Here is a 20,097-nt window from a genome sequence, read left to right on the forward strand (position 1 = left end):
TGAAAATTGTTAATTAAAACTCATATGATATCACAAATTCTTAACTTACGAATACGCACAAATGCCTTATGGCCACAAATTTCACGAATTTTTGTATTAATGTTTTTTGTATTGAGTATTTGTTTGCCTAATTTTGGCTTTGCAAAAGCAAAAGATTGGGGGATTATTTATAATTTGACTGGTTCTGAGCTTACATTATCTCAACAAATCTTTAATAAATCGCAGAGACTGCAAATTAAAATACCGGCAAACTTGATTGATGAAGAACAGATTGATGTTAAATTTAAGAAATTAGATAAAGCAGATTATAAAATACCAGAAGGATATAAGGCAATAAGCAATATTTATCGTTATGAAATTGCTAATGTTTCTGATAATTTTGTTTTATTAGGAAAGATAAAATTGTTGTTAAAGCATAATTCTAATACTTTTAATCAAAAAGGATTTTTTTATTGGGATGAAGACGAAAAATTGTGGAAAGAATTAAAAAGTAGAATTGATGAAAATAAGAATTTGGCGATTGCAAAGACAGATATTGAATCTCTTGATGTTGTTGTTTTAGAAAAAATTTCTAAATTAGGAATTGTTGAGCCAAATAAAAAAGCTGGTGTTTCTAATCCAGATTTATATTCAATTGGAGCTGTTTTGATGGATGTAAAATCTGGTAAAGTTATGTATTGCAAAGACTGTGATCGAAAATTGACTTTAGCTTCAATGACAAAGATAATGACGGCAAATGTTGTTCTAGAATCTGGAGTTGATTTGAATAAAATATATACATATCAACCTTGGGATAATGCAGAAGGACAAAGTGTGTGGTTAACTTCTGGCGATAAAATAAGAATAGAAGATTTGCTTTATACTTCTTTGGTTAAATCAGCGAATAACGCAACAAGAGCGTTGGCTCATTCAACAGGAATGAGTGATTCTGAATTTGCTGCAAAGATGAATGAAAAAGCAAAAAAAGTGGGAGCAGATTCTTGTTCTTTCTATGATCCAACAGGTTTGGATTGGCGTAATGCATGTACTCCCAAAGATTATGTTAAAGTTGCAATTGATGCATTGAAAAAATTTAAAATTATGCAAGCTTCTACAACAAAAGCATATTCTTATCAAACTTTGGGAGGAAAGACAATCAGTGTTACGAATACAAATGTTTTATTGAATACAAATTTGTATATTTTGGGTGGAAAAACAGGTTATCTGCCAGAAATTGGAATGAATCTGATGACAAAAGCACGTGATAAAGCTGGGCATGAAATTATTAGTGTTGCCATAGGTTCTTCTTCGTATTATGGTGTAACAAATGATGTTGAAACTTTGTTGAGATGGGGATTTGCTAATTGGACGTGGTAAAACCACAAATCTAACACAAATTTATAACAGATTTAACACAGATACACAGATAATATTTTTTGTGATATAATAAAAATGATAAAAAAGTTAGACTTGTTAGATTGGTTAGACTTGTTACTATCTGACCAGTCTAATTAGTTTAACTAGTCTAACTAGTTTAACCAATCTAACAAATTTAACAAACTAATATGCCAGAACTAAATAACAGATCAGACAAAGATATTTATCAAGATATAGAAAAAATGTTTCTTGAAGAAGAAGATATATTGACAGATAATGTTAACGTTGAAGTTAATTCTGGAAAAGTAACTTTGTCAGGATCTGTTGAAACTTTGGAAGAAAAACAAGATTTAGAAGATGCGATTTCTGATGTTGCAGGTGTTGCACTAATTACCAATGATCTACAGATAGAAAAAATATAACATAATACGAATTTATTTCGTTTTAAAACAAAAATGCAAATTTTTTTGGATTATATTGAATGGTGGTATTCTTATGGTCTAATTAGAATGCTTAAATATCTAAAAGCATTTATTTTGGTTTTGGTTGATACTTTTTCTGTAAAGATCTGTCTTGCAACTTTGTTTGCGCCATGGAAACGAGATATTTTTTCAACTGAAGGAATGAGTTTACAGGAAAGATTTGGTGTTTGGGGGAGCAATATGATTGCTAGAATGTTCGGATTTGTTATCAAATCTATAACTTTATTAATTTTTTTGATTTGTTTTGCTGTGCTGATTTGTTTTGAATTTGCGATCATGATTATCTGGTTATTATTACCATTCTTGTTAGTTGAAGCGATTGTTTTTGGAGTTTTGTATTTACGTTAATTTTCAATTTCTAATTTTTAATTTTTATTAAATTATTAATGAACTAATTTTCAAACACTCCGTCAAGTATTTCGTTAGGTTTAGAAATTAGAATATTAAGAATTTAATAGAAATTGAAAATTAGAAATTAGTTTATTTATGATTGTATTCAATACTGGAAAATCTAAAATATTTCGTTATGCAGGATTAGTTAGATTCTTGCGTGTTTTTATTTTTAAAATTTTATCATTTTTTGTTTATCTATTAGGCATTGCTTCTTTAGCTTTTGTAATTTTATATAATTTTTCGAGTTTGTATAATCTGAATTTTAATAGCAGAATGTTGGGATTAGCATTGATTATTTTCGCTATTTCTTTATTATATTTATCTTTTCATATTTTTTATGAATCTGGAGTAAAAAATGTTAAGCCATTAATTCCTTTAAAAGGTGCTTTAGATATTGCAAAGAGCGATGGAAATATTAATATGGCTGATTTTGTTTCTATTAATTTGGCAATTGCAATTTCTAATACATTAAGCAAAAGCAAAGACAAAAAGAATGCAATGATTAATTCTTCTGATTTGCTTTTAGAGCTTTTGAAAGTAAAATCGATAAAATTTATTGTTAATAGGATTGGTCTAAGCGTTTTAGAACTAGAAAAAAATGTAGAAAAATATGCATCAACTGAATCTAAAGGATATCTTGATCTAAAAGAAGTTTTGAAAAAAGCTTTAGAAGTTGGATATCTAGAAGGTCATGAGATAATTAGTTGCGGAGACGTATTTGTCGTTTTGTCAGTATTTGATCCTTTAATGAAAAAGATTTTGTTTGAATTAAATTTGAAAACAGAAGATATAGCAAATATTGTTTATTGGGAAACAGCTTTTTATAAATTCAGAAAAGAAAAAAACTTTGATCCAGACAATGTGAAAAGAAGAGGAGGAATTGGAAGAGAATGGGCATATGGATATACTAGAGCTTTAAGAACTTTTGGTCATGATGTAACTGATGAAATATTAAGAGGCGCATTGCCATTTCATATTATTGGGCATGAAAAAAATATTAATCAAATAGAAGAAGTCTTAGTTCGAGCAACTCATCATAATGTTATTTTGGTTGGTCAGCCTGGTGTTGGAAAAAGAACAGTTGTTTTGGGATTAGCAAAAAGAATGATGGAAGGAACGACTTATTCAAGCTTAGCGAATAAGAGATTAATTGAATTGGATGTTGATAGGTTATTAGCAGGTGCCGAGACTCCTGGTGAGATCATCGAAAGATTAGAAGCAGTTTTGTCTGATGCTGTTGTTGCTGGCAACATTGTTTTGTTTATCGATAATATTCAAAAATTGTTTGGAAGCGGCGAGGGCAAAGTTGGAACAATTGATGCATCGCAAGTTTTAGTGCCATTTTTGGAGAATCCAAACTTATATTTTGTTTCAACTGCAAATGCAGATGATTTTCACCAATACATTGAAACAAGATCTGCTGTTGCTGACAAATTTGAAATAATGGATATTGCTGAGCCAAATGAAAATGTAACTTTAAGAATATTGGAAGATCTAGCTCCAAGATTAGAATCACAAGGCGGTGTTATTATGAGCTATCCAGCATTGAAATCAATTTATAAATTAGCTGATCAATTTTTGTATTCAAAGCCTTTTCCTGAGAAAGCGATTGATTTATTGAATGAAGTGATTGTTTTTGGATCTGCTTTTGGTAGAGGAACGATTGTTTTACCTAGACATGTCGAGACATTAATGAAGAAAAAAGTAAAAGCGCCAATTGGAGAAGTTACCGGATCCGAAAAGCAATTATTGTTGCATTTAGAAGAATTTTTACATAAACGAATAGTCGATCAAGAAGAGGCGATAAGAGTTGTTTCTGATGCTTTAAGAAGGGCAAGGTCAGGAGTTGAAGCAGGCAATAAGCCAGTTGGCAGTTTCTTGTTTTTGGGTCCAACTGGTGTTGGAAAAACAGAAACTACAAAAGCTCTTGCAGAAGCATATTTTGGTTCAGAAAAGACAATGATTCGTTTTGATATGTCGGAATATCAAGATCTATCTGGTGTATATAGATTGATCGGTGCACCTCCTGGATCGCCTGATGCTAAGGCTGGAGGAGAATTGACAAATGCTGTAAAAGAAAATCCTTTTACCGTTGTATTGTTTGATGAAATTGAAAAAGCGCATAAGGATATTTTGAATTTATTTTTGCAAATGCTTGATGAAGGCTGGCTAACTGATTCTTTAGGTAGGAAAGTTAGATTTAATAATACTTTAATCATTGCAACTTCGAATGCTGGTGCTAATTTAATTCAAGAAGGAATAAAACAGCATCTTGATCCAATTGTTTTGAAAGAAAGATTGATTGACTATTTGCAAGCAGAAGGCATATTTAGGCCAGAATTTTTGAATAGATTTACATCTGTAGTTTATTTCAAGCCATTAGAAAAAGAACACGTTTTACAAATTACGAAAATGTTGCTTGGCAAATTGGTAAAAAGATTAGAACAAGAAAAAGGAATATATTTGAGAGTTGAAGAGCCAGCAATTGAGCGCTTAGCAGAACTTGGTTTTGATCCTTTGATGGGTGCTAGACCGATTATGCGAACAATACAGAATTATGTTGAAAATATTTTAGCGAAAAAAATGTTGACTGGCGAAGTTAAACGAGGGAGTCAATATACAATTACATTGTCTGATATTGATAGTATAAAACAGCAATAAAATATTTATGAATAGTATCTATGTATTGGAAGTTGGAACGGTTGATGATCTAGATTGGGAAAATTTGGCTTTGAATTTACAAAAAGTTTTTGATTTTAGTGTAAAAAAAATCGGGCCAATTGATGTGCCTGATTTTGCTTTTAATGCAGAAAAAAATCAATATGATGCAGAAAAAATTTTATTGGATCTGCAAAAAGTAGAATTTGAAGATTTGGAAAAAATGATCGCTGTAACTAATAAAGATTTGTTTGCTTTGGAATATAATTATATTTTTGGACAAGGTGATTGTCCAGGCAGGCAAAGTATTGTGTCAGTATTTCGTTTGAAAGACAAAAATGAAAATTTATTTAACGAAAGAGTTTTAAAAGAAGCAATCCATGAATTAGGCCATAATTTTGGTTTGTCTCATTGCTTAAATATAAAATGCCCAATGCATTTTTCCATTAATATTGCTGATACTGACTTGAAGGAAATTACATTGTGCGAAAAATGTGGAAATTTGTTAAAGATGGTGAATTAATGTGCAATTGCTAAAATTGTTAAATTGTTTTATATTAAAATTGAAAGTTAGAAAATATATATGGATAAGCAAACACAAAAAGAATTCACAAATCTAAAAAAATTAATAAAGGATGGTTTTAAGATGCAGGATGATGGAATTGTTGAGAAATTAGATAAGTTTAAATTATCAATTGATGAAAAAATGATAAATTAGCCTTGATGGTTAAAAAAGGATTTGATGATGTTGATAAAAGATTAGATGAGCATCAGAGAGAATTAGAAGGAATTAGTATTGAGCTTGGCAATCTTCGTTCGAAATTGACAAAGGTATGCAGTCAAGAAGAACATCTGAAGCTAATGGGAGAATTCAGAGTGTTAGAAAAACGTTTTAATGATTTAATATTTTATTTTAATAAAAATATATGTCAAAAAAACGAACAAAAATTGAATTAATGAAATTTTATGGATATGTATGCCATTCAAATATGCTAAGAAAAGATTTTAATAAGTTGTTAAAAAAAGTGGAGCATGTTGAAAAGAGAATGGGTTTTGATATCTACCGGAATAATGGTTTTGTAACTGATGATGAGATGTTAGGTTTGAAACAAAGAATTAAAGAGTTGGAGGCTGTAGTAGACTATTCTCATATATCTTAGTTGTTAATGCTTTGATAAATACTGGTATTTTATTTTTTAGTTAAAGTTTGTTGTTTTGAGTTTAGTCTTAATTTCCAGACGATCCAGAAAGCCTCGTAAAATATTTTTTTTGAGAATTTAGAAATACCATTTTTGCGATCAGCAAAGACAATTGGTATTTCTTTTATTTTAAAGCCAGCTAATTTTGTTTTATACGCCATTTCAATTTGAAATGAATAGCCATCAGATTGGATTTGATCAAAATCAATTTTTTCTAGGACTTGGCGTTTATAACAGCGAAATCCGGAAGTAAGATCGTCAATTTCTAGCTTTAGGATTGTTTTGGCATATAATGTTCCAAAACGGCTAATCAATTTTCGATGAAGCTCCCAATTCTTTGTTGATCCGCCATTAATATATCTTGATCCAATAACCAAATCAGAATCCTTCATGGCTTTTAAGAAGCTTGGAATACTATGCGGATTGTGGGAAAAATCAGCGTCCATTTCAAAAATATAGTCAGCGCCTAAGAAGAGCGCTTTTTTAAATCCAGAGATATAAGCTGATCCTAAGCCCATTTTTGCTTCTCGATTGATGACGTAAAGTTGTTTTGGCATATCTTCGCTTAATCTTTGAGCCATAATACCTGTTTGATCTGGTGAATTGTCATCTACGATGATAATGTTGCCGTCAATGTTGTTATCGCGAAAAACAGTTAATATTTCTCGGACAATTTTTTTAAAATTTTCAACTTCGTTGTAGGTTGGTAGAACAATGCTGACCATAGTTTTGTTTTTCACTCTAATTAATTTTCTAATAAATCTAATATATTTTCGAATTCTGGCTTAGGAAAGGTATTTACTTAGCATTATAAATGTCATATAATGAGTTTAACATATAATTTATGCTAAAAACATAGTTATTTATGCAAAAATATGAAAAAAATATTTAAAACATATAAAAAATTTGAGAAAGCTAATTTGTTGCAATTAAGTTCCTTTTTTCTTGGTTTTGCAGTTGGCAAAAATAAAGATAAGAAAATACGACCTTTTTTTAAAAATGCTTACATTGTTATAAAGGAAAATAAAGGAATATTATATTGGCGAAAAGAAAATTTTGAGAAAGCCATTTTGGTATTGAATAATCTGATCGAGAAGAAGCCAAAATATAATTCTGAATTATTGAAAAAAATTGAAAAAAAAGCGAAGGAAATTAAAAGGATAACAGCAAAAATTGCCAAGATGAAATTAAATAAAAAGAGTAATCAAGAGATAGCTAAATTTGTGCAGGTGCTATATAATATCAAAGTTGAATGGGCAGATTTGTTGTTTATCCCTAATATCTTAGTTATGGAACAAAAGCCAAGTAAATTTGAAATTTTGGCAATTGAGATTGAAAATAGAATTAATATATTAATGGATTCGATAATCAAGGAAATATCTAGAAGAACTTTTTATTCTGTAAGTCAATTATATTTTGCTTTGCCAATTGAGATAAAAGATATTATAAATAAAAAGGGATTAAAAAGATATGAATTGGATAACAGAAGCAAATTATGTTTAATTGAAGTGAACAGGAATGGCAAGCTAAAAGTAATTTCTGGAATTGAAGCTAAAAATATTATTAAAAAATACAAAACAATTTTATAAAAAATTTATGAACAATGAAATTGTTCAATGTTAAGTTATTATATTTATGAAAAAAGTTTTAGTATGCGGGTCATTGTCTTTTGATTACATTATGAATTTTAATGACAAATTCAAAAATCATATTTTGCCTGACAAAATTCATATGTTGAATGTTTGTTTTGGAGCTGAAAAATTATCTAAGGAATTTGGCGGAACTGCTGGTAATATTGCTTATAATCTTAATTTGTTGGGAGTTGAGCCAATTATTTTTGCAACAGCTGGAAAAGATTTTGCTGATTATAAACTTTGGTTAGCGAAAAACAAAATTAAAGCGAATTATATTAATTGTCATAAAAAAGATTATACAGCTTCTTGTTATGTAATTGCTGATTTGGATGATAATCAAATTACGATTTTTCATGGAGGAGCAATGTTACATAATCATTTATCTTTGAAGAAGATTGTTAAGAAAGAAAAAACAGAATTGGCGATTTGCGCGCCTGATTGTCATAAAGGAATGTTATTGCATACAAAAGAATTGCAGGATATGAAAATTCCTTATATTTTTGACCCTGGACAAGGAATTGGCGGTTATACTGGTGATGAATTGTCGAAAATGGCAAAAGGCTCATTATGCACTATTTTGAATGATTATGAATTCAGTGTTTTTTTGCAAAAAACTAAATTAACTAAACAGCAAATTCTAAATTTAACAAAATATTTGATTATTACATTAGGTCCAAAAGGATCAGAAATATATTTTAATAATAAGAAATATACAATTCCAATTGCAAAGCCAAAAAAGGTTTTGGATCCTACTGGTGCAGGTGATGCTTATCGTGCTGGATTAGTATTTGGTTTGCTAAATAATTTTGAAGCTGATAAAATGGGTAAAGTTGGAGCTTGTGCTTCAGCGTATACTGTTGAAAAATATGGGACGCAAACACATAGTTTTACCTTAAATAATTTTAAAACAAGATTTAATAAAAATTTTAAAGAAAAAATATGAAATCAGATGTAAAAGATTTGGAGTTAGCGAAAAATGGAAAAAAGAGAATTGAATGGGCTGAGTCGCAAATGCCTGTTTTGAATTTAATTAAAGAAAGATTTAAGAAAGAAAAACCTTTTTCTGGCATGAAAATTGGCGCTTGTTTGCATGTAACTTGCGAGACAGCAAATTTAATGAGAACTATAAAAGCAGGCGGAGCAGAAATTGTTTTATGCGCATCCAATCCATTATCTACTCAGGATGATGTTGCAGCAAGTTTGACAAAAGATTTTGGGATTAACACTTTTGCAATAAAAGGTGAAGATAAGAAAACTTATTACAAACACTTAAATGAAGTTTTGGATTTTAAGCCAGCTGTGACTTTAGATGATGGAGCCGATTTGATTTCATTATTGCATTCAAAAAGAAAAAATCAGATTAAAGATATTTTAGGCAGTATGGAAGAGACAACAACTGGAGTTATTAGACTTCGAGCAATGGAAAAAGATAAGGCTTTAGAGCTTCCAATTATTGCTGTTAATGATGCTTTGACTAAGCATTTGTTTGATAATAGATATGGAACAGGTCAAAGTACGATTGATGGTATAATTAGAGCAACAGGTGTTCTTTTTGCAGGACAAACTGTTGTTGTTGTTGGATATGGCTGGTGTGGTAGGGGATTTGCAATGCGATCAAAAGGATTGGGTGCAAATGTAATAGTTTGTGAAATTGATCCAATTAAGGCGATTGAAGCAAGTATGGATGGATTTATGGTAATGCCAATGCAAAAAGCAGCAAGCTTGGGAGATATTTTTTGCACATTAACAGGTGATCTTAATGTAATTGCTCAAAATCATTTTAAGAAAATGAAAGATGGCGCAATTGTTTGCAACTCCGGACATTTTAATGCCGAAATTGATATTGAAGGGTTAAAGAAGATTTCAAAGAGCTCGAAATTAGTGAACACATTTGTTGAACAGTATGTTTTGGCGAATGGAAAAAAGATTAATTTACTTGCAGAAGGTAGATTGATTAATTTAGCTGCTGCCGAAGGTCATCCAGCAAGCGTAATGGATATGTCCTTTGCTAATCAGGCATTGTGCGTTGAATATGTTGTTAAAAATTATAAATCTCTTGAGTCAAAAGTTTATTCTGTGCCAAAAGAGATTGATGAAAAAGTAGCAAGATTAAAGCTAGATTCAATGGGTATCAAAATTGATAAATTGACTCCTGAGCAAAAGAAATACTTGAATTCATGGAAGATGGGAACTTAGGCGAATCAAAAGTTTAAAATCTAAAGTCAAAAATAAAACCTCGACGAGAGGTTTTTTGTTTATAATTTTTAAATATTTTATTCGATTGGGTAATTTTTGTTTTGCCAATCTAGGTAACCGTTGATGAGATTAATTGCTTGCGTAAAACCTTTTTTAGTTAGACTTTCGACAATCAATTTGCTTCTATTTCCTGTTTCATCATAAACAATTAATTCTTTGTTTCTAGGCAATTCTTTTATTCTGTTAGCTACTTCTTCGAATGGCATATTAATTGCATTTTTGATATGTGATTTGTCAAAACTATCTTTTTCTCTGATATCTAAAATAACGATATCCTCGTTATTATCAATTTTTTGTTTTAATTGATCTAAATTAATGCTTTTATAAATTGCATCGAATCCAGAAATTATTGGATAATTTTGTTCTTCCCAACCTGTTACTCCTTCCTTGAAACTTTTAACATTTTTTAATCCTTTTGACGATAGTAGCTCAGCGGCTTTCGTTGAAGTTTTGCAGGTATTATCATTAGTACAAGTTGTAATTATTTCTTTATTATTTGGAATTTCTTTTATTCTTGCTTCGACTTGCTCATATGGAATATTTATTGAACCAGGAATATGCTTGGTTAAATAATTTTGTTCACTTTGAACGTCTAAAATATAAATGTTTTCTTGATTGTCAATTTTTTCTTTTAATTCTGAAGCAGTAATTGTTGGTATTGTAGATTGTGATTCGTTCAAATTTGTTTGGCTATTTTTGACTGGCTTGATATTTAATTTCCATTGAGGTTTAACAAAAATAGCAATAATGCCGCCAACTACGATAATTACTGCGAAAATTAACATGATCGTTTCTTTTTTGCTTGCTTTATATGGTTCTGACATTTTATTTTTTATATAGCGATTTTATTTATAATATTTTTATTTCCTCGTAAATAATCTGAAGTTGCGATTTCTTTTTTTCCTTCTGGTTGCCATTTATCTATAACAAGAATGTTTTTAAAACAGGCAACAGCGATTTTATTCTCATGAATAAATATTGTGCCATTTTGTTTTTTTGTATCTTGATTGATTATACTTGCTTTTGTTATTTTGAAACGTTTTTTGTCGATAAAAGTATAGGCTGAAGGCCAAGGATAGAAAGCATTAATTTGTTGTAAAATATTTTTGGCATTTTGTTGCCAATCAATTTTTCCATCTTCTTTTTTGATGATTCTTGTGTAAGTTGCTTGATTATTATCTTGAGGCTTGGGAGTAATTTTTTTATTAATATAATCAGGCAATATTTTTAGGAGAAATTCAGCACCGATTTTTGATAAACGATTATGCAATGTTTCTGAGGTATCATCATTATATATTTTTTCAGTTTTTTGTGCAATTATGTCGCCTTCATCCATTTTTTCGTTCATAACCATAATTGTGATGCCTGTTTCTTTTTCTCCATTTAGAATTGCAGTTTGAATTGGAGATGCACCGCGATATTTTGGTAATAAAGAGGCATGAATATTAATACAACCATATTTTGGTAAATTTAAAATGTCTTTTGGAATAATTTTTCCGTAGGCTGCAACAATAATAACATCAGGATTAAGATCTTTAATTTGATTTATGAATTCTATATTTTCTTTTATTTTTTGAGGTTGAAGAACTTTAATATTATTTTTAATTGCAATCTGTTTGACTGGTGAGGGTAAAAATATTTGTTTTCTGCCAACTTTTTTGTCTGGCTGAGTTACAACTGCAATTAAGTTTGTTCCTTTTATTAGAGAATTCAAAGTTGGGACAGCAAAATCAGGTGTACCAAAAAAAATTGTTTTTATATTTTTTAACATTTATTTGATAATTTTATCTATAAATAGAATGCCGTCGAGATGATCAATTTCATGCTGAAGTACACGAGCATAAAGTCCTTTGGCAGTGATTTTGTTTTTATTTCCATTTTCATCTTGGAATTTGACTGTAACTTTGTAGGCTCTTTTTACTTTGCCAAAAATTTTAGGTAAAGATAAACAACCTTCTTCAGCAATTTCTTTTTTTAAAGATTTAGAAGTTATTTTTGGATTAATAAATATTTTTGGTCCATCTTTAGTTTGAATAGCAATTAATTTTATTGATTTTCCAATTTGTGGAGCGGCTAAGCCAATACCATCATGATCAAGCATAGTTTTAACAAATTCAGGAACCATTTTTTGAATATCAGAAAAATTCTCAATTGTTTGAGTTTTCATTCTAAGGATTTCATTTGGATAAGTAATAATCTTCATGTAACACTCTAATTTATTTTCTAATATTTGCGAATGAGTTTTCGAATACTGTCTTAAAGTAAGCTCTCTGGATCGATATCAACAATCCAATCATTAGGAACTTGTTTTAAGATATAATCTTTAAATTTTAGATCTTTAAGTTTAATTATAATTTGCCAGATGTATCGGCCTTGAATTTTTGTAAAAAACGATGGGGCAGGACCTAAAATAGTTAAAAGTTTAAAGTCTAAAGTTAAAAGTTTTCGAAGCTTGTTTGCCAAATTCGCTGATTCGTGTTGGGCTTGGTCTGGATCGGAATTTTTATAGATTAACTTGATGACTTTAACGAATGGAGGATAATCAAGATCTCGACGAGTTTTAATTTCATTTTTGTAGAAACTTTCAAAATCATGATTGGACGCAGTTTTAATAACAAAGCTATCTGGCTTATATGTTTGAAAAATTACTTTGCCAGGAGTAATACCTCTACCAGTTCTTCCAGCAATTTGTGTAAGAAGTTGAAAGGTTCTTTCTTGCGCTTTGTAATCTGGTAGATTCAAACCAACATCTGAAGAAATAACGCCCACAAGATCGACTCCCTCAAGATCCCAGCCCTTGGCAATCATTTGCGTACCGATCAAGATATTGGCTTTTTTTAGCCTAAAATCATTGTAAATTTGGGCATGCGAGTGCTTGGTGCGAGTAGTATCTGAATCCATCCTGAATATTCTAACATATTTATACATTTTTTGCAACTCCTGTTCAACTTTTTCTGTTCCAGTGCCAAAATATTTTATAGCTGAACTTTTGCATCTTGGACAGGAAATCGGTGTGGGAGTTGTGTAGCCACAGTAATGACAGCTTAAATTATTTTGTTTATAGAGATGAAAAGTAAGAGGAACATCGCAATTTTTGCAAGTCGCAACATAACCGCAATCTCGACAATTTACAAATGTGGCGATGCCTCTTCTATTTATATATAGCAGAGCTTGGCGATTATTTTTTATAATAGTTTCTAGCTCTTTTTGCAAACTTTCGGAAAAAATTGAGAAATTCCTCTTTTTGAATTCTTCTCGCATATCAACAATTTCTACTTTTGGCATTATTGAGTTTGCGGTGAATCTTGAAGGCAATTTTAGTAGTGAATAAATATTTTGTTCAGCCATATAATATGATTCGATACTTGGAGTAGCTGATCCAAGGACAACTTTTGTGTTAAATATGTTGGCTAATTTTATAGCTGCTTCTCTTGCATGGTAACGAGGATTTTGATCATATTGTTTATATGATGAATCATGCTCTTCATCAATAATGATAATGCCTAAATTTTGAATGGGAGCAAAGATTGCTGATCTTGGTCCAATAATTATTTTTGCTTTATTTGATTTTATTTTTTTCCATTGAGTAAATTTTTCTCCAGTTGATAATTTGGAATGTAAAATTGCAATTTGTTCTTGATTAAAATGTTGGGAGAATCGATTGATTGTTTGTGGAGTTAAAGAAATTTCTGGAACTAAGACAATTGATTGTTTATCTAATTTTATTTGCTGTTCAATTAATTTTAAATAAATTTCTGTTTTGCCTGAACCAGTTACTCCATGAATAAGAAAAACTTTAAAATCTTTTGTTGAATTTATTTTTTCAAATATTATTTGTTGTTGTTTTGTGAGTTTTGGATAGGCGATAGTATCTGATTTTACATCTTTTTCTTTTGTTCTTTGATTAACAGCTTGTGGCAACATTAGCTTTATGACAGAAGCAACAGATGTGTGGTAATATTCTGAAATCCATTTTGCAAGTTCTATCTGCTTGTTCGTTAAATTAATATTTTCTACTTGTTTAATGATCTCTTTAGGTTTAAAACCAAGCTCTTGAACATTATTATTGTTCAGTGAATAAACGATACCTTTTATTGTTTTTCCACGAAAAGGAATCTCAACAACTTGACCTAGCGATATATTTTCTTTTGATAAATAAGAAAAAACCTGATTTTTGTCAGGAGGTAATTTAATTGATGGAATAATATTATATAAATTAAATGACATTATTTTGTAAAGTAATTAATGACTTTTTCTTTTCTGTTTTCATTTCTAAGATAATAAGGAAGCAACCTATATAAAAGCGATATCATTGGTTTTATTTTATACAGACTGATAAATTTTTCACAGAATTTTTTTTGTTCTAAGAGTCTGTTAAATTTTTCACTATATTTATAATTTGGATCAATAATTTTTTTTGCTGCTTCTTGACCAGATAGGAGAGCGCCAAAGATTCCTTCACCTGTTAATCCATTAGTGAATCCGCCTGCTTCACCGATAAGAAAAAAGTTATTAAATTTCATTCCTCGATAATCATAATTAATTGGAAATGACTCAATATTTTTTTCTGTAATGCCATTTTTGTTTAGCCATTCAAAAAAATTGTTTCTTAATTTTGAAATTGAAAAATATTTTTGATCTGTTGCTGTTCCAAAACGAGTGTGATTTTGGTGTGGAAAGATCCAAGCATAGTGAGGACCAAATAGTTTTGTGTCAATTTTGATTTCAAAATCTTTGAACAATTTATTTGTTCGGACTTGCATCGTAGTCGCTAATTTGGTAGTTGGTATCTTTAGGAACTTTCGAACTAGAGAGTTTGCTCCATCTGCGCCAATTAAATATTTAAATTGATAACTTTCTTTCTCAGTATTTAGAGAGTTTTTTTGAATAGAAATAACTTTTGTGCTAGTTAGAATAGTTGCTCCGGATTTTTTTGCTTGTTCTGCTAGATAGGATCCTAGTTTTTCACGTTCAACAGTATAGAGATAAGGTTCGTTTTGATTTAAATTGATTATTTTTCTGTAAACAATAATTTTTGCTGAATTGAAACTTTTATCACAAATTGATATTGGAATGTTAAAATAGTTTATATCTTTTTGTGTTAAACCGCCAGCACAAATTTTTTTGCCAAATTCTGAATTTTTTTCTAATACTAATACTTTCTTGTTTTGTTTTGCAAGAGTTTTGGCTGCTGATAATCCGGCAGGGCCAGCACCAATTATTATTGTTTCATAAAATTTATTTTGATTCATAACTTTGGAAAAATATTGCTTTTTAAAAGTTTGCAGAAAATTGGTACGGGGCAAGCCTCGCACCAATTATTATTGTTTCAAAGTATTGCATTTGCTTTAAGTCTAGCATTTTTTTGAAAATCTTCAAATATTTTGCTATACTAAAGTTATGAAAAAGAAGCGCATATTTATTTCATTAAATGTTTCTCTCAGTATAAAAAGAAAAATTGCAAAAGTGCAAAAGAATTTTGCTGATTTTAATGGTGTAAGATGGGAACCTCGAAAAAAGTTACATATTACATTGCATTTTCTGAACTATTTAGACAATAATGAAATTGAAAAAGTTAAAAGTGTCTTGTCAAAGATTAAATTGAAAATCTTTATAGCAAAATTAGCAGATTATGATTTTTTTCCAAGTAAGAAACAGCCAAGAGTAGTTGTTCTTCGAGTTAACAGTTGTAATGAAATTGAAACCTTGCAAAAAATCATTGGAGATGAATTGAAAAAGTATAAATTTTTTGAACCTGAAAAAAGAAAGTATAAAGCGCATTTGACTATTGGCAGAATTGATAAAATTACAGAAAAAGAAATTAGGTTGATTGAAAATGAAAAAATAAGTGGAAGTTGGCGAGTGAATGAAATTGATTTGATGGAAAGTGTGTTAAGGGGAAAGCTAGGATCTAATTATAAAACACTAAAGAAGTTTGTTTTAAACTAAATGCTAAAGCATTTACCGAATGCTAAAGCATTCCGAACCTTGGCTAAAGCCAAGTAGAAAATTATTTTATGGAAAAAATAGATATTTTGGGTGTAAAAATTAATAAGTTAACTTTTGATCAAGTCTTGGAAAAGATCAATAATTTTTTAGTAGAGAACAATAAGAATTACATTTCAACTGTAAATCCTGAGTTTATTATGGCTGCTTTGAAAGATGACGAGTTTAAACGAATACTTAATAATTCAAGTTTAGCAATACCTGATGGTATTGGAATGCTTTGGGCGGCGAAATATTTAAACTGGAAATCGAATTTGAAGAATAAATTTTTACTAAGGGTAAACGAAAATTTTAGAATAATGATAAGCGGAATCAGTTTAATTTTCTATCCAAGATTTTGTAAAAGTGTTTTGCAGGAGAGAATCAGTGGTGTTGATTTGATGTGGGAAATAGCAAAGATAGGTGAACACAAAAATTGTTCTATCTTTTTTTTGGGTGGTTTTGACAAAGTAGGGGAGTATACTTCCAAAAAAATGAAAGCTGTTTATCCAAATTTAAATATTGCTGGAGTTTATGAAGGTACGTATCAAGAAGGTGATGATTATGTTATTCAAGAATTAATTAATAAATCTCAAGCGGATGTTGTTTTTGTTGCTTTTGGACAAGTTAAACAAGAAAAATGGATTGTTAGAAACCTCCCAAATTTATCAAGTGTAAAATTAGCAATGGGTGTTGGCGGGTCATTTGATTTTATTGCAGGAAAAGCGAAAAGAGCCCCTAGATTTTTTCAGAAAATTGGTTTAGAATGGTTATGGCGAGTATTATTTGAACCTTGGCGTTTTGGAAGAATAATTACGGCAACATTTAAATTTACGCATTTAGTTTATAAGAGTAAAATTGATAAATATAATTAATAAAACTAGTAAAAATTGGTAAAATAAGTAAAATTAATAAATTGGGTAAATAATATTTTATGGTAAGAACACGATTTGCGCCATCTCCAACTGGATACATGCATATTGGAAATTTTAGATCGGCATTATATGCTTATATTTTTGCTAGGCAAAATAAGGGAAAATTTGTATTGAGAATTGAAGACACTGATAAAAAAAGATATGTTGAGGGTGCTTTGGATAATTTAATAAAAACTTTGAATTGGGCAGGTTTAGACTATGACGAAGGTGTTTTTGTTGAAAATGGAAAGCCAATTCAAAAAGGAGATAAGGGTCCGTATATTCAATCTGAACGTTTAGATATTTATAAAAAATATGCATTTGAACTAGTTGAAAAAGAAAAGGCATATCATTGTTTTTGTACTGAAGAAAGGCTAGAAGAAATGAGAAAAATGCAGATTGAAAATGGTAGAGCGCCGATGTATGATCGAAAATGTTTAGATTTGTCTAAAGAGGAAATAGAAAAGAAAATTGCTAATAAAGAAAAATTTGTTATCAGACAAAAAATAGATACTGCTGGTTTTACAGAATATAGAGATTTGATTAGAGGTAAAATAAGTATTAAAAATGACATGCTTGACGATCAGATTTTATTAAAGTCTGATGGATATCCTACTTATAATTTTGCTAATGTAATTGATGATCATTTGATGGAAATAACTCATGTTATTCGTGGCGAAGAATATATATCTAGCACTCCCAAGTATATTCAGCTGTATAATAATTTTGATTGGCAAGTTCCTTTTTTTGCGCATTTGCCATTGCTTCTAAATCCTGATCGAACTAAATTATCAAAAAGACAAGGCGATGTGTCAGTAGAGGATTATATTAAAAAAGGCTATTTAAGAGATTCAATAATAAATTTTGTGGCATTTTTGGGTTGGAATCCTGGACAGGGGAGTGAAGAAGAATTTTTTAATTTAAACCAACTAATACAGAAATTTGATATAAAAAAAGTTCATAAATCAGGAGCAGTATTTGATATAAAAAAATTAGATTGGATTAATAGTCATTATATTAAAAATTTGCCAATTGATGAGTTGTATAAATTAGCTTTGCCCTATTTTGAGCAAAAAGATTTTTATAAAAATGCAAAATCAGAACAGAAGACTGAAGAATATTTAAAAAAAGTATTAGAAATAGAAAAAGAAAGATTAAACAATTTATCTTCCGTTGGTGAAAACAATAAATTCTTTTTTACCGACATTAAATATAATAAAGAATTATTGCTATGGAAAAAGATGACTGATGATGAATTAAAGGCGTCATTAAATATGTCTAAAGAAGCATTAAGTAAGATTTCAGTTCAAGATTGGACAAAAGAAAATATTGAGAAAGTTTTGTTGGAAATTGCTAAGGATAAAAGGGGAGAGCTGTTATGGCCATTAAGGTCTTGTTTAACAGGAGAAAAGAAGTCTCCATCGCCTTTTGAAGTTGCTTTTGTTTTAGGTAAAGATGAGACATTAAAGAGAATTGATCAGGCATTAAATTTGTAGAATAATTTAGATTAAAATATAAAATAAAATTTATGTTCAAAAAAATATTTTTATCAGTAATAATATTATTTTTTGTATTTGCATTTAATTTTAATGCATTTGCTGATTTGAATTCACAATTAGATGCAAAAAAGAATGATATTCAACAAATTGATCAAAAAATTCAAGAACTTCAGCAACAAATTGATCAAAAACAAAGCGAACAAGTTACATTAAAAAATCAAATTACGATTATTGATACAGAAATTGATAAGACAAAAGCTCAAATTCAAAAAACTCAGGCTGAGATTCAGAGAACGAATTTAGAGATTGAAAAATTGAGATCTGAAATTGATTTGAAGAAACAAGAAATTTCAAAACAAAAAGTCGTTTTGGGAGAATATATTAGATTGATTAATGAATATGATCAAATTAGTCCAATTGAGATTTTATTTGGCTATAATTCATTTTCGCAATTTTTGGATCAATTGGATAATCTGGAAACATTGGAAAATAAGGGTCAACAGACATTAGATCAAGTACAAAAAATTAAAGTCGAAATGGAAAGCAATAAGAAAGATTTAGATTCTAAGGCAAAGGATTTAGCTAATTTAGATGATCAATTGGCATACGAAAAAGAAGAATTAGATGGAAAGAGGACTGGAAAGGAAAATATTTTAGCTCAAACTGAAGACAAAGAAGAAGAATTTCAGGCTTTGCTTGCTAAAGCAAAGGAAGAACAGGACGCAGCGAATAATGAAATTTATGCAATTGAACAACAGATTAGAAGCCAACAGCAAGATGATCCGAATCAAGATAATTGGCAAGATGTGGGTGGCGCGGAATTAGGTTGGCCGATAAATCCTGTTCAAGGTATTAGCGCTTATTTTATGGATTCTAGTTATTATTCTTTTTGGGGATTGCAACATTATGCGATAGATATTCCAGCTCCACAAGGAACTCCAATGCATGCGCCAGCTGATGGATATGTCGCAAAATATAGTGATGCAGGGCTAGGGTATAGCTATATTCTTCTCTACCATGGTAATGGTCTTTCAACAGTATTTGGGCATGCATCTGCTTGTTATGTTGCTGAAGGTGCAAATGTAAAACGTGGCGATGTTATAGGCCTTTCTGGTGGCGCTCCTGGATCTCGTGGTGCTGGCTGGATGACAACTGGTCCACATTTACATTTTGAGGTTCGTATTAATGGTAATCCAGTTGATCCAATGAAATATTTAAAGTAGAAGCTGATTATACACTGATTTCTAACGCAGATGCTAACGCTGATATATCTGATGTAAAATTTGTTAAAATTTGGCGATTGTAGCGTTTTATATGTCTTGCCAGGTATCAATTTACCTGGTTTTTTTATAAATCGCTGATTCTATGCTGATTTCGAACGCTGATATATGCTGATATAATATTTGTGAAATTGATTTAACATTTTAGAAGTCTTAATCTCCTTTTTTGAATAAAACAGATAAATTGGATTTGGGTTTGCCAGGTCTAGCTTAAGTGGATATATTTATTTAATTTAATAATTATATTAATTAATAAATGAGGAAGTTAATAAAACGAGGTGAAAGTAGGGCTGATGATTATTGATTAGATTATAATAATTAATTAATAAATGAATACAAATAATTAATTAAAAAAATAAATAAATTAAGGGGAGTAGTCTTGATTCTTCTGAGATTAAAGACGTCGTAAAAGATATATTGTGCGACGTGATGTCTCTCTCG

Annotated in this window: 21 protein-coding genes; 15 read left to right on the forward strand and 6 right to left on the reverse strand. The window is 29.9% G+C overall.

Annotated elements, in window-relative coordinates; all coding sequences use genetic code 11:
* Positions 1-99 precede the first annotated feature (99 nt).
* The 8 genes from WC663_05495 to WC663_05530 all read left to right on the forward strand — a co-directional run bounded on the left by WC663_05495 (position 100) and on the right by WC663_05530 (position 6,049).
* The gene (locus WC663_05495) at positions 100-1,356 is read left to right on the forward strand and encodes a serine hydrolase (protein ID MFA6296784.1); all 1,257 of its coding nucleotides are present in this window, start codon (positions 100-102) and stop codon (positions 1,354-1,356) included.
* A gap of 188 nt (positions 1,357-1,544) precedes the next feature.
* Positions 1,545-1,778, forward strand: coding sequence for a BON domain-containing protein (locus WC663_05500; GenBank protein ID MFA6296785.1), 234 nt, complete (start codon positions 1,545-1,547; stop codon positions 1,776-1,778).
* A 33-nt stretch (positions 1,779-1,811) separates the two neighbouring features.
* On the forward strand, positions 1,812-2,186 hold the full coding sequence (locus tag WC663_05505) for a hypothetical protein (GenBank protein MFA6296786.1): 375 nt from the start codon (positions 1,812-1,814) through the stop codon (positions 2,184-2,186).
* Positions 2,187-2,324: 138 nt separating this feature from the next.
* Positions 2,325-4,892, forward strand: coding sequence for an ATP-dependent Clp protease ATP-binding subunit (locus tag WC663_05510; protein MFA6296787.1), 2,568 nt, complete (start codon positions 2,325-2,327; stop codon positions 4,890-4,892).
* 7 nt (positions 4,893-4,899) lie between these two features.
* Complete coding sequence (locus WC663_05515) at positions 4,900-5,412, forward strand: archaemetzincin family Zn-dependent metalloprotease (GenBank protein ID MFA6296788.1); 513 nt, start codon at positions 4,900-4,902, stop codon at positions 5,410-5,412.
* A 60-nt stretch (positions 5,413-5,472) separates the two neighbouring features.
* Positions 5,473-5,607 (forward strand): hypothetical protein, encoded by a 135-nt coding sequence (locus WC663_05520; GenBank protein MFA6296789.1) that lies wholly within the window; start codon positions 5,473-5,475, stop codon positions 5,605-5,607.
* Positions 5,608-5,612: 5 nt separating this feature from the next.
* Entirely contained in the window at positions 5,613-5,846 is a 234-nt protein-coding gene (locus WC663_05525; GenBank protein MFA6296790.1) for a hypothetical protein, read from the forward strand.
* The gene (locus tag WC663_05530; GenBank protein ID MFA6296791.1) at positions 5,816-6,049 is read left to right on the forward strand and encodes a hypothetical protein; all 234 of its coding nucleotides are present in this window, start codon (positions 5,816-5,818) and stop codon (positions 6,047-6,049) included. Before WC663_05525 ends, WC663_05530 begins: the two co-directional genes overlap by 31 nt.
* Positions 6,050-6,078: 29 nt before the next feature.
* On the opposite strand, the gene WC663_05535 is transcribed toward WC663_05530, so the two are convergent.
* Positions 6,079-6,828, reverse strand: coding sequence for a polyprenol monophosphomannose synthase (locus WC663_05535; protein ID MFA6296792.1), 750 nt, complete (start codon positions 6,826-6,828; stop codon positions 6,079-6,081).
* A 135-nt stretch (positions 6,829-6,963) separates the two neighbouring features.
* Between WC663_05535 and WC663_05540 the strand changes: the two genes are divergently transcribed.
* The 3 genes from WC663_05540 to ahcY are packed head-to-tail and all read left to right on the forward strand — an operon-like array spanning position 6,964 to position 9,918.
* Positions 6,964-7,677: a hypothetical protein gene (locus WC663_05540; protein ID MFA6296793.1), complete on the forward strand. Its 714-nt coding sequence runs from the start codon at positions 6,964-6,966 to the stop codon at positions 7,675-7,677.
* 46 nt (positions 7,678-7,723) lie between these two features.
* The gene (locus tag WC663_05545; GenBank protein ID MFA6296794.1) at positions 7,724-8,665 is read left to right on the forward strand and encodes a carbohydrate kinase family protein; all 942 of its coding nucleotides are present in this window, start codon (positions 7,724-7,726) and stop codon (positions 8,663-8,665) included.
* Complete coding sequence (gene ahcY, locus WC663_05550) at positions 8,662-9,918, forward strand: adenosylhomocysteinase (GenBank protein MFA6296795.1); 1,257 nt, start codon at positions 8,662-8,664, stop codon at positions 9,916-9,918. The genes WC663_05545 and ahcY overlap by 4 nt, the downstream gene beginning before the upstream one ends.
* 77 nt (positions 9,919-9,995) lie before the next feature.
* Here the strand turns inward: ahcY and WC663_05555 are convergent, their stop codons facing one another.
* The 5 genes from WC663_05555 to WC663_05575 are packed head-to-tail and all read right to left on the reverse strand — an operon-like array spanning position 9,996 to position 15,293.
* Complete coding sequence (locus tag WC663_05555; protein MFA6296796.1) at positions 9,996-10,802, reverse strand: rhodanese-like domain-containing protein; 807 nt, start codon at positions 10,800-10,802, stop codon at positions 9,996-9,998.
* An 8-nt stretch (positions 10,803-10,810) separates the two neighbouring features.
* The gene (gene fmt / locus WC663_05560) at positions 10,811-11,749 is read right to left on the reverse strand and encodes a methionyl-tRNA formyltransferase (GenBank protein ID MFA6296797.1); all 939 of its coding nucleotides are present in this window, start codon (positions 11,747-11,749) and stop codon (positions 10,811-10,813) included.
* Positions 11,750-12,181 (reverse strand): peptide deformylase, encoded by a 432-nt coding sequence (def, locus tag WC663_05565; protein MFA6296798.1) that lies wholly within the window; start codon positions 12,179-12,181, stop codon positions 11,750-11,752.
* Positions 12,182-12,234: 53 nt separating this feature from the next.
* Complete coding sequence (priA, locus tag WC663_05570; protein ID MFA6296799.1) at positions 12,235-14,205, reverse strand: primosomal protein N'; 1,971 nt, start codon at positions 14,203-14,205, stop codon at positions 12,235-12,237.
* Entirely contained in the window at positions 14,205-15,293 is a 1,089-nt protein-coding gene (locus WC663_05575) for an NAD(P)/FAD-dependent oxidoreductase (protein MFA6296800.1), read from the reverse strand. Before WC663_05575 ends, priA begins: the two co-directional genes overlap by 1 nt.
* An 85-nt stretch (positions 15,294-15,378) precedes the next feature.
* Between WC663_05575 and thpR the strand changes: the two genes are divergently transcribed.
* The 4 genes from thpR to WC663_05595 all read left to right on the forward strand — a co-directional run bounded on the left by thpR (position 15,379) and on the right by WC663_05595 (position 19,599).
* Positions 15,379-15,927 (forward strand): RNA 2',3'-cyclic phosphodiesterase, encoded by a 549-nt coding sequence (gene thpR / locus WC663_05580; protein MFA6296801.1) that lies wholly within the window; start codon positions 15,379-15,381, stop codon positions 15,925-15,927.
* 68 nt (positions 15,928-15,995) lie between these two features.
* Positions 15,996-16,838 (forward strand): WecB/TagA/CpsF family glycosyltransferase, encoded by an 843-nt coding sequence (locus tag WC663_05585; protein ID MFA6296802.1) that lies wholly within the window; start codon positions 15,996-15,998, stop codon positions 16,836-16,838.
* A gap of 59 nt (positions 16,839-16,897) precedes the next feature.
* On the forward strand, positions 16,898-18,373 hold the full coding sequence (gene gltX / locus WC663_05590) for a glutamate--tRNA ligase (protein MFA6296803.1): 1,476 nt from the start codon (positions 16,898-16,900) through the stop codon (positions 18,371-18,373).
* A gap of 32 nt (positions 18,374-18,405) precedes the next feature.
* Entirely contained in the window at positions 18,406-19,599 is a 1,194-nt protein-coding gene (locus WC663_05595; protein ID MFA6296804.1) for a peptidoglycan DD-metalloendopeptidase family protein, read from the forward strand.
* Positions 19,600-20,097: the final 498 nt, after the last annotated feature.

The sequence above is a fragment of the Patescibacteria group bacterium genome, assembly GCA_041662665.1.
Lineage (GTDB): Bacteria > Patescibacteriota > JABMPQ01 > JABMPQ01 > JAQVVF01 > JAQVVF01.